The sequence below is a fragment of the Flavivirga amylovorans genome (genome assembly GCF_030540875.1).
Taxonomy (GTDB): Bacteria; Bacteroidota; Bacteroidia; order Flavobacteriales; family Flavobacteriaceae; genus Flavivirga; species Flavivirga amylovorans.
This window is the reverse complement of the sequence record NZ_JAUOEM010000007.1, coordinates 15,295-31,238: the sequence shown is the minus strand read 5'-3', so window position 1 is coordinate 31,238 and position 15,944 is coordinate 15,295. Positions and strand designations below refer to the sequence as shown.

Below are 15,944 nucleotides of genomic sequence, written 5' to 3'. Positions count from 1 at the left end.
ACATCCTACAAAAAAGAAATATCTCTCACCTATTAAGTGTTTTTTTACGTGTAAATTTAAGAGTAATAAAAATTAAAACCGCTGTGGGAGCTATTTGATTAACCTAATAACAAACAAATTAATTTATGAAACAATCATTAAAATTATTTCTGTTGGTATTATCTATCAGCTTATTACCCCCAGACATGCACGGGCAGACAAATCTTTATGTTTCTCCTACAGGAAACGATTCAAATTCGGGAACAATAAATTCCCCTTTAAGAACTTTAAAAGGCGCACGAGACAAAATTCGTAGTATAGGCGTTTCTTCTGGTGGTGTTACCGTTAATTTTAGAGCAGGGAGATATCCTGTAACAACAGTAACTACTTTTGGGAGTCAGGATTCAGGAACTTCAGGAAGCCCAGTAGTGTACACAGGGTATCAAAATGAAAAAGTTATTTTTGATGGTACCATTCTTATAGACAATAGCGCTTTTGAGCTGGTTCCATCAGGGGATAATGGTATACTACATGCTACAGCACCAGGAAATGTATATGTGCAGACACTAACCGATCAAACGGTCATTAATGTTATAAAAAAATCTCAAACGGCTCAGATGTCCATGGATGATAAAATGATGACACCATCAAGATATCCAAACATTGGTTTTTCTGCTATTAATGACAATACGATCAATAATTCAACAGAATCGGCACCTCCATCAGGGCAACAATCGGCTAAAGGAACAGCAAGTAACCCTTTAGGAGCAAAATTTAAGATGGACAATGCTTTTTCATTTAATGCATCCAAATGGAATGCAGAGTTAAATCGAACAGGAAGTGCTTTTATACGAGGGTACGTTTCTGCAGATTGGTTTAAAGGAACATTAGCAATTAATAGTGTTAGTAATTCCGGTGAGATCCACTTACGTGATGGATCGCGTTATGGTATAAAAAACAGACCGGGTCCAAATCGCTTTTTTGTATCTCACTTATTATGTGAATTAGATGAACCTGGAGAGTGGTATTTTGATGAGTCTAATAATAAACTATACATATGGCCATTGTCTACAATAACAAATGAGTCAACAATAGGCGTATGGGCTGGTCCTCAAATGGTGGAAGTTAATGGTGGAAGCTATATCCATTTTGAAAAAATGACGATTCAGGGATTGGGAGCAGGTGTTAATGGAGATGCAGCTTTGAATTTCAAATCTGGAGATAACTTCTTTGTAGGAGGCGTTACATTTAGATACATTTCAGCTCCTATATTGGCTCTTAACTTTTTACATGATGTATCTAATTCTACAGCTAAAAGTTGTGATTTCTTTGACATTCCTAACTGTACAAGATTGTATGGCGGATCTTTTTCCTCAGATGGAACCATAGTAACTGGTAACAATAGAATTGAAAACTGCCATTTTACTCAAATTTACTCAAAAGACTTTAACGGAAAAGCAGCTGGAATTCAGGGCGTTAGAAATATTTTTAAAAATAACTTGGTTCATAATGAAAATATTCAACCCATTACTTATGGAGGTATAGACCATATAATAGAACGTAATGAGGTTTTCAATGTAGGTATTGAAGAAGGAGATGGAGGTGCCATATATTCTGGAGGAGATATTATGAGTTATGGAAATATGCTAAGACATAATTTTATTCACCACATCATGTCTATTCCAACATTATTAGGACGTGCATCTATTTTCTCAGATGATTTTGATGGAGGAGATCAAATGCGAGAAAATGTGACTTATAAAGGAGGATGGGAAGTTTTGAAAATGAATGGAGGTGCTGGGCATACTGTACAATTTAATGTTATAATGGATGGTAACAGAGGAATTCGTCAAGGTAAAGGAGGTTCTTCAAGGTACAACAGCTCTATAGAGTATATAAATAGTACCAATGGCAAATCACCGACTTCTTCAAATAAAGAAAATTATATCGGGAGAATGCTACAGAAAATTGGGGTTTCAGGATGGCAATCCGGATTGAATGAAACAAACTGGTATAGTAGAATTGAACAGTTTTGGAAGGATAGGTATCCATTCTTTAATTATTCAATGAAAGCTTATTCAGATAACAATCAGATGAATGGATATCAATGCAGGTATTATGACAATATGTTTTGGAGTAATGACAAAGATGTTGAATTAGGAGGAGATACGAATGCAGCAGTTCAAAGAAGTCAAGCGATTAACTTGAGTATCTTTGAAAACCCAAACGATATGAACTTTAAGTTTAAAGAACCTAGACCCAGTTATGCTCCTAACATTCCTTTTGAGAGTATCGGATTATATTCAGATTCGTATCGATGTGCCGTTCCAAACAAAAACGATTATCGTCGAATGGTTAAACAGCATTTTGAAGGCTTAGCATCATATACAAGCGATCCATATAATCCGGCAACTATTAATGATAGATTGTATTATAACACTGGTCAACTACTTTATTCCATGACGCCTTGTGCCGGTGTATTTAATGAGACCAGTTTCTTTTTTGATTTCGGAACAACAACTTCAACTGTATTTAGCGGTTATCAAAGAGTTTCTAACGAAACTACAGGGGGATTATACGGTTGGACTAATACCAATGGTGTAAATGCTACAGATCGTGGGACTTCCGGAGGTGTAAATCATTTAAATAGAGACCTTGTTTATGGAAGTTCACCCAGAACTTTTGAAGTTAAAGTTCCAAATGGAAGTTATGAAGTTTTAATCACATTTGGAGATGCAACTTCTGTTCATAACAACATTATTGTAAAAGCAGAAGGCGTTACAAAGCTCACGAATGTAAATACTACAACAGGTAATACGTTCTTTAATAGAATTTTTGAAGTTGCTGTAAATGATGGTCTGTTATCTGTAGAATTTTCAGATGGAGGCGGAAGCGACCCAAATTGGGTGCTAACAAGAATGATTATTAAACCAATAGAAACGCAAACGCAATCTCCACTTCTATTCGATTTAGGAACACCAACATCTGCAGTATTTACAGGCTACAATAGAGTATCTCAGTCTACCACAGGAGCCTATGGATGGACTAATGCATCAAATTTAGATTCAAGAGATCGTGGAACTTCTGGAGGGGTTAATAACTTGAATAGAGATTTTGTCTTTTCCAGTCAACCAAGAACATTCGAAGCAGATGTTTTAAATGGCGAGTACAATGTCTTAATTACCTTTGGAGATGCTACAAATTCACATGATGATATTATTGTGAAAGCCGAAGGCATTACAAAACTAACCAATATAGATACAACACCAGGCAATACGTTTTTTAATAGAAATTTTGACGTTACCGTAAATGATGGTAAGCTATCTATAGAGTTTTCAGACGGAGGTGGAACCGATATAAATTGGGTTGCTACCAGAATTATTATTACTCCTAAGCCTTCAACATCTAAAGTTGCTGATACGAAAGCTATCAATGCCGAAAGTATTGTAGAAGAAAACACCATAGATGAGGAAGGATTCAAGTTATATCCTAATCCTGCTGGACATGTTTTTAATGTAGAAGTTCCACTGTCTACTGATTTAAAAACAAATGCAAGTTTAGTTTTTTATGACCTTGTTGGTAATGTAGTCCTATCTCAATCCTTAACAAATCATAATACTCAAGTAGTATTAGATAATCTTAGTTCTGGAGTTTATGTAGTCGTTTTATCTACCAATAATAAAGTTATAAGAACACGATTAGTAAAGAAATAATAATATAAAACACCTCTATACTAGCACAAAAAAATGTAGAGGTTGTCTTACAAAACATAAAATCCTTAAAACCCGCTCCTGTAGCGGGTTTCTTGTTAATATATTTTTTATCACCCATACAAAAACCATACAACACCTCTTACAAGCCTTATTTTTACTATCTTAGTAGTACAACAAATAATATTTTTGAGACGATTCTATTTTTTGCTTTTCAATTTATTTTTCTTGGCATCAAACTTCTTATATGCACAAGAACACCCTCCTATTGAAATTTTTTCACCAAAAGATTATGGTGCCGAAACTCAAAATTGGTCCATTTCTCAATCTAAAGAAAATTACATTTATGTAGCCAATAATAAAGGACTCCTTGAATTTAATGGAGCAAATTGGCAATTATATGTGTCCCCTAATGAAACTATTATTCGATCTGTTAACGTTATTGATAATTTAATATATACAGGCAGTAATAGAGAGTTTGGATATTGGCAACGAAACGAATTGGGGCAGCTATATTATACATCGCTATCTGAAAAATTAAAAGTAGACTTTTTAGAAGATGAAGAATTCTGGAACATTATAAGTGTAGATGACTACATATTATTTCAATCTTTAAAGAGAATTTATATTTACAATAAAACAGATGCTTCTTATAGTATCATCGATTCTGAAACTATTATTTACAAAATATTCAAAGTTGATAAAACCATATACTATCAAAAAACGAAGGACGGCATCTACAAGATAGAGAACGGCAAATCAAAACTCGTTTCTGATAATATAATTCTTAAAGAAAATAGACTCGTTAATATTTTTAATAAAAATGGGCACCTTTTAATAGCGACTGAGAATAACGGGTTTTATATTTTAAATGATGAAAACCTTTCTAAATGGGATATCTCTGCAAACAAAAAACTATCAGAGGTTAGTGTATTTCGTAGCATTCAGTTAAAAGACAATAGTTTTATATTAGGAACCAGATCTAATGGTATTTTACATCTAACTCCAGATGGTACCATTGATTATAATATCAACACATTTCATGGACTAAGTAATAATACCGTGCATGGGGTTTTTGAAGACGTAGAAAACAATATCTGGTTAGCCTTAGAAAATGGTATTAATTGTATAAACATTAAGTCTCCATTTAGAATTTATCCCGATGAAAAAGGGAAAATAGGAACTATATACACGACTTCCGTTTTTAACGGTAATTTATATTTAGGTACCAATCAGGGATTATTTTATAAGTCTTTGGAGGCACAAGAAAATTTCAAAGGAGTTGAAGGGGTTCAAGAAGCTGTTTGGAGTTTAACTATAATAGATAATACATTGTTTTGTGGACACGACACAGGGACCTCTGTTATAAATAACAACATAGCTGAAAAAATTAAAGGTATACAACAAGGTACCTGGGATATAAAATCAATTGACAAAACAGACTTACTATTACAAGGTAATTATGATGGTTTGTACATCCTTCAGAAAATCAATAACAAATGGGTATTTAAAAATAAGATAGACGGTTTTGACCTATCAAGTAAATTCTTTGAGCTTTACAATAATCAAATTTTTGTAAGCCACGAATATAAAGGTGTTTTTAAAATTGATGTAGACAAAAATTTCACAAAAGCTCTAAACATTATAAAAGATCCAGATCTTGGAAAAGAACTAAACTCCAGTATTACTAAATACAATAATAAACTATTATATATTTATAAAGAAGGTGTTTTAGAGTATCATTCCGAAATTAATAAATTTTTAAAAGATACTGTTTTAAGTACACTTTTCTCAAAAGAAGATTATACTTCAGGGAGGCTAGAATTTAACAAAGAAACAAATACTTTATGGAGCTTTTCTAGAAGTAATCTTAATTATATCTCTCCGAGTAAATTAAGTAATGCCCTAAAGGTTAACAGAATCCCTTTTTCCAAATCATTGCCTCGGGGCTTAACAGGTTACGAAAACATATCCTTCCTATATAACCAGAAGTATTTAATAGGAACCTCAACAGGTTTTGTTGTTTTAGACCTAGACAAAATATCTAATATGCCTTATGAGATTTCAATTAATTCGATCACCAAACACAGTATCTCCAATACTTGGGAAACCGTAAATAAAAATATTAACGGAAATTTTGAAAATAAGGACAACAATATAGAGTTCTCGTTTAGTGTTGCAGAATTTGATAAATATCTCGATACAAAGTATCAATATCAGTTAGAAGGGATGTATCCAAACTGGAGTAATTGGTCCTCCAAACCTAATACATTATTCGAAAATTTACCTTTTGGCAATTATACATTTAATGTAAGAGCAAGGGTCGGTAATGCCCTTACTAAAAATATAGCTTCCTATCGTTTCAATATAGAAAGGCCATGGTATCTTTCTAATATAATGATAGCAGCATATGTCATTTTTGTTTTATTGTTTTCATTAATGATGCACCATATTTACAAACGTTATTACAGAAAACAAAGAGAAGCATTACTACAAAAAACCAAACGGGAACTAGAACTAAAGGAGCTTGCAAATAGACAACAACTCATGAGTTTTAATAATGAAAAATTAAGACAAGATATAGACAATAAAAATCGTGAACTGGGTATTTCAACAATGAGCTTAATTAAAAAGAATGAGTTCTTGAATAGTTTAAAAAAGGAATTACAAAATGTTAATGACATTAAAAATGTAAAACATGTCATTAAAATAATTGACAGAAATATAAATAATACAGATGACTGGAATGTCTTCGAAGAAGCTTTTAATAATGCAGATAAAGATTTTCTAAAAAAGATCAAACAGGAACACCCTTCGCTTACTTCTAACGATTTAAGATTATGTACATATCTTAGGTTAAACTTATCCTCAAAAGAAATAGCTCCGCTACTCAATATCTCGCCAAGAAGCGTTGAAGTAAAACGATACAGATTAAGGAAAAAGATGAATTTACAGCATGAATCTAGCTTAACAGACTATATTCTAGAAATTTAAAAACACAACACACACCTTTTTTACCTATACAACACCACAACATTGAGCTTTTTTCTTACTTTTTTAAATTCGTTTTTTAGAAATAAAATCTTAAAAAAACCTAATAAATACTGAGTTTTTAATAAAAAAATATCATTTTTTTTATCATGTATGTTTTTTGTAGAGGTGTTTTTTGACAAGTTCGCAATTAAATAAAGTAATTTTAAAAAAGCTAAAAAGTCTCTTTCAGGCCATTTACGAAATCTCCCCCAGTAAATGCCTCTGAATAAAAAATGACTAACTCAAATAATTTAAACTGAAACTATGAAAAACAATTTTCTAAGATTAGTATTCTTCTTATTTACGGTAACAGCATTTGCACAGTCAGATGAAGTATCCGTTGTAAGTAATGATGAAGGCATGAAATTAGTTGTTAATGGAAAAGATTTCATGATTAATGGTATGAATTGGGATTACTTTCCAATTGGCACCAATTACTCCTATAGCTTATGGAAACAATCTGATGCTGTAATTAAAGCAGCACTAGATGCCGAAATGGGTCTGTTAAAAAACATGGGGGTAAATGTTATAAGACAATACACAGGCGTACAACCTAAATGGATAAAGTATATCTATGAGAATTATGGTATCTACACCATGCTCAACCATTCATTTGGTCGATATGGTTTAACCATAAATGGCGCATGGGTAGCAGTTACAGACTACAGAGATCCAGCCACTCAGAAATTACTTTTATCTGAGGTAACAACAATGGCAAAGACCTATAAAGATACTCCCGGACTATTATTATTCCTGCTTGGGAACGAAAATAATTATGGTCTATTCTGGGCTGGAGCCGAAACAGAGGACTTTCCGGATGAAGAAGATAAAAAACGAGAAGTAGGTGAAAAGCGCGGAAGACCTATGTATAAATTAATGAACGATGCTGTGCTTAAAATGAAGGCCATTGATGCGTCGCACCCGGTAGCCATTTGTAATGGAGATTTATTGTTTGCCGATATCGTAGCAGAAGAATGTAAAGACGTCGATATTTATGGTGTAAACATGTATCGTGGTAAATCGTTTGGTGATGCCTTTGAACGCGTTAAAAACGAATTAAATAAACCTATCTTGTTTACAGAGTTTGGTTCTGATGCATTCAATGCCATTACAAATAAAGAGGATCAAAAGATGCAAGCCTTTTTTATGGTAGAAAACTGGAAGGAAATCTATCAAAATGCTGCTGGTTTAGGAAAATCAGGAAACTCTATAGGAGGTTTTACATTTCAATTTAGTGATGGCTGGTGGAAGTTCGGGCAAACAAAAAACCTTGATGTTCATGATAATAACGCTTCTTGGGCCAATGGAGGCTATTACCTCGATTTAGAGCCAGGACAAAACAACATGAACGAGGAGTGGTTTGGAATTTGTGCAAAAGGACCAACTAACGAAAGAGGTTTATATGACTTATATCCACGTGCTGCATATTATGCTTTAAAGGAAGCACACAGTTTAGATCCTTATGCTAAGGATGTCACTTTAGATTTTGTTGATAATTATTTCAGCAATATAGAGTTAATGGATGCGGTATTAAGAGCCAGAGGTGATAAGGCGGCACTTGGAGCAAATAGTGCAGGTAAAATACGATTAAGCAATTTACGAGCTGAATTTACCACATTCAGTACAGGAGGTTCTTTATTAACAACCCCAAAGACTGCAAATCCAAATGAAGAAGCATTTCCTAATCAGCTTGGTTTTGACCACATGCAATCTTATTATGTTGGTGTTAAAGGGAATCCCACCTCAAACATGAGAGCTGAAGTTAACTTCAATATTCTTGGCAATGTAGCACAAAACCCTATTAATGAGATATTTTACGAGAACGTAGGTAGACCAGTTACAGTTACCAATACAAACGGCGAAGAAGTTATTATTACAGATAACAACAGAGTGAGAGTGTACAATGCTGAGTTTGAATGGAAATCTAAAGTGGCAGATGTAAGAGGGTTTTACAGAACCGGCCACTACCATTGGGGGTACGAAGGCGATTTCTTTGGCTTATACCCAGAAGCTAACTACGGACCAAACTTAGATATTTACAATGGTGAGATTCTGGGAATGGAGATTGATGGAAAAGGGTCTTTAAAAGGCCTTAAAGCTGCTTTTGGCCCACAATTATGGTGGGGAGCAAATCCAACGGTATTATTAAAATACAGAACTCATTTTAAGCATTGGGATATTACTGGTATTTATCATAGAGATTTAGATACGAGCCTAGAATTTGATGATAATGGACTACGATTTTTAAATGCTAATCAGGTACAAAGTGGTGTTATTCCACCTTGGCCCACAGAACGTGCTACCGTAGTTTTAGAAAGAGACTTTGGAGCCTTTGGTATCTCCTTAGGAGGTATTTGGGGAGGAAGTCCTCTTAACGGTAGTACATTTCAAGATGTAACAGGTGGTCCAGGTAACTACGTAGTATATCAAGATAAAATAAACTCAGATGATAACTGGGGAGGAAAAGCCAAAATAACCTATGAAAAAGGACGGTTTAATTTCTATGCACAAGCTGCATATATGGGATTGGTCGCCAATGGAGGCGCAGATGCTACAAGAACATTTACGGGCTGGAAACTTAAAGACTCTGGAAGTGGTAACCAAACCAATATACTTTCTGGTTTCACATACAGCATTGGAAATTGGCAAATAGCACCAAATTTCCTTTGGCAAAAACCTCTAGTAGATCCTATGCCTAATGATGTAATCGCACCAGGAAGATTAAGAAACTTTATAGACGACCCATTCGCTGTAAGAGGTAACAGAGAAACCACAGCAGGAGAACTACTCTTAACCTTCGATCCAACCCCTGGATCCTGGTTTTATGAGTGGAACAACGATCGTGCTGAAGATGCAAAATTTGCTTTTAACTTAGGTTTTGTATTTAGACATCAGCCAACATCACAAGATGCACATATTGGGTTTTTAGCAAATCGTACATTTTTTGCTTTTCCACAGGCTGCACCTGCACAAGACCTCTGGGAATTAAGTTCTCGTGTTGTTTCTAAAGTAAGTCCAGACTTAGGTATTATTGGGAATTTTTATGGAGGCAACGCTCAGGCAAATGGTGATAGTGACAGAACGATAGAACGCTTTGGAGGTGACATCAAAATGATATACAAAAAGTGGAAAATAGAATATGGTTTCAAGGTTAACGATTGGGGACCTTTTGATTACCATCGTGATTTCAACTTGACTTTCCCGGTTCAAAACATGATCGATATTTCTACATCCATAGGTAAGCCAGATTGGTTTATTCTTCCAGATACTAAAATAGGTCTCCGTGGTACTTGGCGTTCCTTAGATCAAAACTCACCAAGATATTCACCAACTGCTGTTCCTCCAAACACATTTCCGGCTATACCTCCTATAAGTCCTGTAGGATTTGATAACGGAAGCGAATGGGAGATTAGAACATATGTACACATCAATATTGGTAAATAAAATAAGACTAAGATGAAAAATACAAAATTTACATATACAAAAATGACCTGCCTTTTAGGATTCATTTTTACAATTTTAGTAAGCTGCGAAAGAGAATTGTCCGATGAAGCCGTATTTGCAACATTCCCAAACACAGCAGAAATTTTTACGGACTCTCCTGTTGGTTTAGGCACTGATTTTTATTTTCCTTATATCGGATCAAAAGCCACAGCCTGGACTGTAGATAATGAAGTAAGCTATGAAGGTACTGCATCTATGCGTTTTGATGTGCCAAATGCAAACGATCCAGATGGAAATTATGCTGGAGCCATCTTTAGAGTCGATGGGGAAGGCTCTGGTAGAGATTTATCAGGTTTTGATGCCTTAACGTTTTGGGCAAAGGCTTCTCAAGCTGTTACGATAGGAGAAGTGGGGTTTGGTGAAGATTTTGGTGAGAACAAATACGTAACCACTAGAACAAATATAGACTTAACAACAAATTGGGTAAAATATACTATTCCTATCCCAGATCCGTCCAAGTTGATTCAAGAACGTGGTTTATTAAGATACTCAGCAGGAGGTATCGGTCCAGTAGGTAGTGAAGTAGGATATACTTTTTGGATAGATGAAGTTAAGTTTGAAAAACTAGGAACAGTTGCGCAGCCACAACCTGTTATTTTAAGCGGTCAGGATGTAGAACAACAATCTTTTAACGGCAGTCAAATAGACTTGGCAGCAAGTGGCCTTACACAAACGTTTAATACAAATGGAAGGAATGTAACAGTAAACACAGCACCTGCCTATTTCACGTTTACGTCATCAGAGCCAAGTGTTGCCAGTGTAGATGAAAATGGCTTGGTCACAGTTAACAGTCAAGGTACAGCAAGCATAACCGCAGTTTTGGCGGGTGTTGAAGCTAAGGGATCGTTAAAAGTAACATCCAATGGTAGTTTACAACCAGCTCCAACACCAACACTACCAGAATCCAATGTCATATCGATTTTTAGTGATGCCTATACAAATATCCCGGTTGATTTTTACAACGGAAATTTTCAGGGTCAGGGCACCACAGGAGGTGTAGCTAGTTTAGGGAATGACAATATTCTCTTATATAATAATTTTGATCAAGATTTTGGTTTTGTAACCACACAATTTGTAAACCCGACGGTAAACCTAACCAGCCAGAATAGAATACATTTTGATTTATATATCCAAGAATCAATCGACTCGGGTGATCAATTAACGGTGGAACTAGTTAATGCTGGAAGTGACGGTGTCATAGAACCTTTTGTTGATAATGGTGGTGGACTTAGTATACCTTCAAGCGAATTAACAAGTGGAACATGGATGAGTTTCGATCTATCATTGGACAATTTTACAAACCCAACAGGTGGCAATAATTTTAGTGGTGGTATTGCCAATAGAACTCATATGGGTTCAATAACATTTGTCTCTGGACTTACACTTTCATCCATTATTGTCGATAACATATACTTCTACACAGAATAAGCTAGATACTATAACTTTTAAAAAGAAATTAAGATGACTAAAAAACATACATATAAAATAAAAGAGCTATTCATTTCAGTGCTCTTGATAGTTTCCTTTTTTGTGATATCTAGCTGTGAAACTAATGAAACACAAACTGTAGCAACGTTCACAGAACTCGTTATGGCAGATGAGTTTGACACAGATGGAGCGCCTAATTCAACCATTTGGGGGTATGATATAGGAACAGGACAAAACGGTTGGGGAAATAATGAGTTACAATATTATACTGACCGTACCGAAAATGTTACAGTACAAAATGGTGTGCTCATTATAACGGCAAAACAAGAACAATTTGAACAATCTTCTTATACTTCAGCAAGACTTTTAACTAAAGGAAAGTTTGAACAAACCTATGGGCGTTTTGAAGCTCGTATCAGGTTACCTTACGGACAAGGTATCTGGCCTGCATTTTGGTTATTGGGAGACGATTCTAACGGTACAGAAGTATGGCCACAAATAGGTGAAATAGATATCATGGAATATTTAGGAAATGAACCTTCTAAGATATTTGGTACCGTTCATGGCCCTGGGTATTCTGCTGGTGAATCTATAAGTAAATCATACATATTAGACAACGATAGATTCGATACAGGTTTTCACATATTCGGTATAGAATGGGGGCCAGACTATATTAATTTTTATGTAGATGATGTATTGTATAATCAGATAACACCCGAAGACGTTCCCGGAGAATGGGTGTTTAATCAAGGCCCTTTCTACATCATATTAAATGTAGCTGTTGGAGGAGAATTACCAGGTGCTCCAAACGCAGAAACCGTATTCCCCCAAACCATGCTTGTAGATTATGTACGTGTTTATAATAGAAGCAACTAACTCAAAATAAAAAACAATGAAAACTATAACAAAAACATTTAAATATATATCCATTTTGATATTGGCATTATCCTTCAATGCATGTGAAGATGATGATGCCGTATTACCAAGAGTTGAAGCTGGTTTTAGTTATACCGTTGATATGAATACGGGAACCGTAACCTTTATCAATATATCAGAAAACGCAAATACCTATGAATGGAATTTTGGAGATGATGACACATCTACTCTCATTAATCCAGTAAAAGTTTATACCAATGGTACTTACACTATTGCACTTAAGTCTGTAAATGTTGCAGGAGCATCTGATACGTTTGAAGACGACATCGAGATAGCAATTCCAGAAGCTGTTGTGTTTCCTATCTCATTCGATTCGGACAATGTGAATTATGGTGGTGACCCTTTTAGTGGTGCTTCTTTTGCAATAGTAGATAATCCCGATCCTTCAGGGTCAAATACGGATGCTTCAAAAGTTGGAGCATTAACCAATAGCGGAGCTACTTTTGAAGGTATTGCTTTCGAGTTAGGAACTTCAATAGACCTATCTACAGAAAAAACCATAAAAATGGATTTTTGGTCAGACGCTCCAATAAGCGTACTACTTAAACTTGAAATTTCAGAAAATGATTTTGTCGAAGTTACGGTTAATCATGGCGGTACAGGTTGGGAAGAATTATCTTTTAACTTCTCCGATTCGGGAACATATCCTAAGCTCGTGATTTTTGTAGATGGCCCAGGCACAGCCTCAGGAACTTTTTACTTCGATAATTTAGAGCAAGTTGAAACAGATACTACAGGAGGAGCATGTACAGATACGCCTGTTGCAGCAACTGTATTCCCTGTAGATTTTGAAGCCTGTGAGTCTTTTGTAGACTCATTTGCCAACGACGGAAGTATAACTACTGAGCTTTCAGGCAACCCGGATAAAGCTGGTGTAAACACCTCAGATAATGTATTAAAAGTAGTTAAAGCTAACGGAACTAACAGATGGGCTGGATTTCAAAATGCATTTCCTGAAAATTTTGATGCGACCAAAACACTTAAGGTGAAAGTATACTCATCTAAGGCTAATGCTGTTATGAAATTTGAGGTAAACAGCAACCCTCAACCTGCTGGTTCTGGAAACCCCGGCCCACAATACGCGACTATAACAGATGCTAACACGTGGACTGAAGTAGAGGTAATATTTACGGGAATACCTGGTAATAACACAGGTCTTAATCAGTTGGTTATAAAACCAGATAATCCAGATGGTACAGACGGTACCTTAACAGATTCTGAAGAAACTTATTATTTCGATGATATTTCCTTTGGTGATGGTGGAGGTGGTACATCTACTGAGCCAACAACTGCAGCACCAACACCAACTCAGGACGCTGCAAATGTTAAATCAGTATTTAGTGATACCTATACAGACATAGCCGGTACTAATTTAGATACCAATTGGCAAGGCGATTTAGTTTCCGAAACGGTGGCAATTCAAGGTAATGATGCCATAAAGTATAGCAATGTGAAATTCATAGGGATGCAATTGGCAGGAGATACCGATTTCTCTGATATGGAATTTTTACATGTCGATATTTGGACGCCGGATGCTACGGTATTAGAAATAACGCCGATAAGCCCTCCAAATGAATTATTAGTTGGCTTACCAAATTTAACACAAGGTGAATGGAAGAGTTATGATATTCCTGTAACTGATTTTACAGGGGTTGATTTTACTAAAATATTACAGTTCAAAATTGATGCACAAAAAGGTGTGAATCCAGCTGTAGTCTATATGGATAACCTATATTTCTATAAATCAGGAGGATCCGCTCCTACAGAACCAACCATGGCAGCACCAACACCTACTCAAGATGCTGCTAATGTAAAATCTGTATTCAGTGATACATATACCGATATAGCGGGTACTAATTTAGATACCAACTGGCAAGGTGATTTAGTTTCTGAAACTGTGTCTATAGCTGGTAATGATGCGATAAAATATAGCAATGTGAAATTCATAGGGATGCAATTGGCAGGTGATACGGATTTCTCCGATATGGAATTTTTACATGTCGATGTTTGGACACCAGACGCTACGGTGTTAGAAATAACGCCGATAAGTCCTCCAAACGAATTATTGGTCGGCTTACCAAATTTAACACAAGGTGAATGGAAGAGTTATGATATTCCTGTAACTGATTTTACAGGGGTTGATTTTACTAAAATATTACAGTTCAAAATTGATGCGCAAAAAGGTGTGAATCCAGCTGTAGTCTATATGGACAACCTGTATTTCTACAAATCAGGACCTGCGCCTACAGAACCAACAATGGCGGCACCAACACCAACTCAGGACGCTGCGAATGTAAAATCAGTATTTAGTGATACGTATACGGATATAGCGGGTACCAATTTAGATACCAATTGGCAAGGTGATTTAGTTTCCGAAACGGTGGCTATTCAAGGTAACGATGCGATAAAATATAGCAATGTGAAATTCATAGGGATGCAATTGGCAGGTGATACGGATTTCTCCGATATGGAATTTTTACATGTCGATGTTTGGACACCAGACGCTACGGTATTAGAAATAACGCCAATAAGTCCTCCAAACGAATTATTGGTCGGCTTACCAAATTTAACACAAGGTGAATGGAAGAGTTATGATATTCCTGTAACTGATTTTACAGGGGTTGATTTTACTAAAATCTTGCAGTTCAAAATTGATGCGCAAAAAGGGGTGAACCCAGCTGTTGTTTTCATGGATAACCTATATTTCTATAAGTCAGGATCAACTGGTGGTACTGGTGGATGTTCCGGTTCGGCAGTTGCTGCGACAGCATTCCCAGTAGATTTTGAAAGCTGTGAATCTTTCATTAGCACCTTTGCTAACGATGGAAGTATTACGACAGAGCTTTCAGCAAACCCTGCAATAGGGGGAATAAACACTTCAGATAATGTATTGAAAGTCGTTAAAGGCAACGGAACGAATAGATGGGGTGGTTTCCAAAATCCTTTCCCTAGTAATTTTGATGCTACTAAAACATTTAAATTCAAAGTGTATTCAACCAAAGCAAATGTGGTTATGAAGTTTGAAGTAAATAGCGATCCTCAACCTCCAGGTTCAGGAAACCCAGGACCACAATATAGAACCATAACACAGGCCAATACTTGGACTGAGGTAGAGGTAGTATTTACGGGCATCCCTGGTAATAATACCGGACTTAATCAACTGGTTGTAAAACCAGATAACCCAGACGGTACAGATGGTACCCTTACAGATTCAGAAGAAACCTATTATTTCGATGATATAAGACTTGAATAAGATTAGTTCAAGAAGCATAAAAAAACATAGTGTAAATAAAAAAAGGCTAGCACAAATGTGATCCACTAGCTAGCCTTTTTATTAAAACAAACTTTAAAAAA

General features: G+C 35.7%; 6 protein-coding genes. All 6 read left to right on the top strand.

What is annotated here, in order from left to right:
* Window positions 1-125: 125 nt before the first annotated feature.
* Window positions 126-3,692, top strand: coding sequence for a T9SS type A sorting domain-containing protein (locus Q4Q39_RS17725; protein ID WP_303283908.1), 3,567 nt, complete (start codon window positions 126-128; stop codon window positions 3,690-3,692).
* Window positions 3,693-3,917: 225 nt separating this feature from the next.
* On the top strand, window positions 3,918-6,683 hold the full coding sequence (locus tag Q4Q39_RS17720; protein ID WP_303283907.1) for a helix-turn-helix and ligand-binding sensor domain-containing protein: 2,766 nt from the start codon (window positions 3,918-3,920) through the stop codon (window positions 6,681-6,683).
* A gap of 303 nt (window positions 6,684-6,986) precedes the next feature.
* Window positions 6,987-10,166: a glycoside hydrolase family 2 TIM barrel-domain containing protein gene (locus tag Q4Q39_RS17715; RefSeq protein WP_303283906.1), complete on the top strand. Its 3,180-nt coding sequence runs from the start codon at window positions 6,987-6,989 to the stop codon at window positions 10,164-10,166.
* A 12-nt stretch (window positions 10,167-10,178) separates the two neighbouring features.
* The gene (locus tag Q4Q39_RS17710) at window positions 10,179-11,654 is read left to right on the top strand and encodes an immunoglobulin-like domain-containing protein (protein ID WP_303283905.1); all 1,476 of its coding nucleotides are present in this window, start codon (window positions 10,179-10,181) and stop codon (window positions 11,652-11,654) included.
* A 33-nt stretch (window positions 11,655-11,687) separates the two neighbouring features.
* Window positions 11,688-12,530, top strand: a complete 843-nt coding sequence (locus tag Q4Q39_RS17705; protein WP_303283904.1) for a glycoside hydrolase family 16 protein — start codon at window positions 11,688-11,690, stop codon at window positions 12,528-12,530.
* 16 nt (window positions 12,531-12,546) lie between these two features.
* Window positions 12,547-15,843 (top strand): PKD domain-containing protein, encoded by a 3,297-nt coding sequence (locus tag Q4Q39_RS17700; protein ID WP_303283903.1) that lies wholly within the window; start codon window positions 12,547-12,549, stop codon window positions 15,841-15,843.
* The last annotated feature ends 101 nt before the right edge of the window (window positions 15,844-15,944 follow it).

Bases quoted from the DNA above. Each gene is read 5' to 3' on its own strand.
- Q4Q39_RS17725 (WP_303283908.1), top strand. From the start codon at position 126: ATGAAACAATCATTAAAATTATTTCTGTTGGTATTATCTATCAGCTTA.
- Q4Q39_RS17715 (WP_303283906.1), top strand. From the start codon at position 6,987: ATGAAAAACAATTTTCTAAGATTAGTATTCTTCTTATTTACGGTAACA.
- Q4Q39_RS17710 (WP_303283905.1), top strand. From the start codon at position 10,179: ATGAAAAATACAAAATTTACATATACAAAAATGACCTGCCTTTTAGGA.
- Q4Q39_RS17705 (WP_303283904.1), top strand. From the start codon at position 11,688: ATGACTAAAAAACATACATATAAAATAAAAGAGCTATTCATTTCAGTG.
- Q4Q39_RS17700 (WP_303283903.1), top strand. From the start codon at position 12,547: ATGAAAACTATAACAAAAACATTTAAATATATATCCATTTTGATATTG.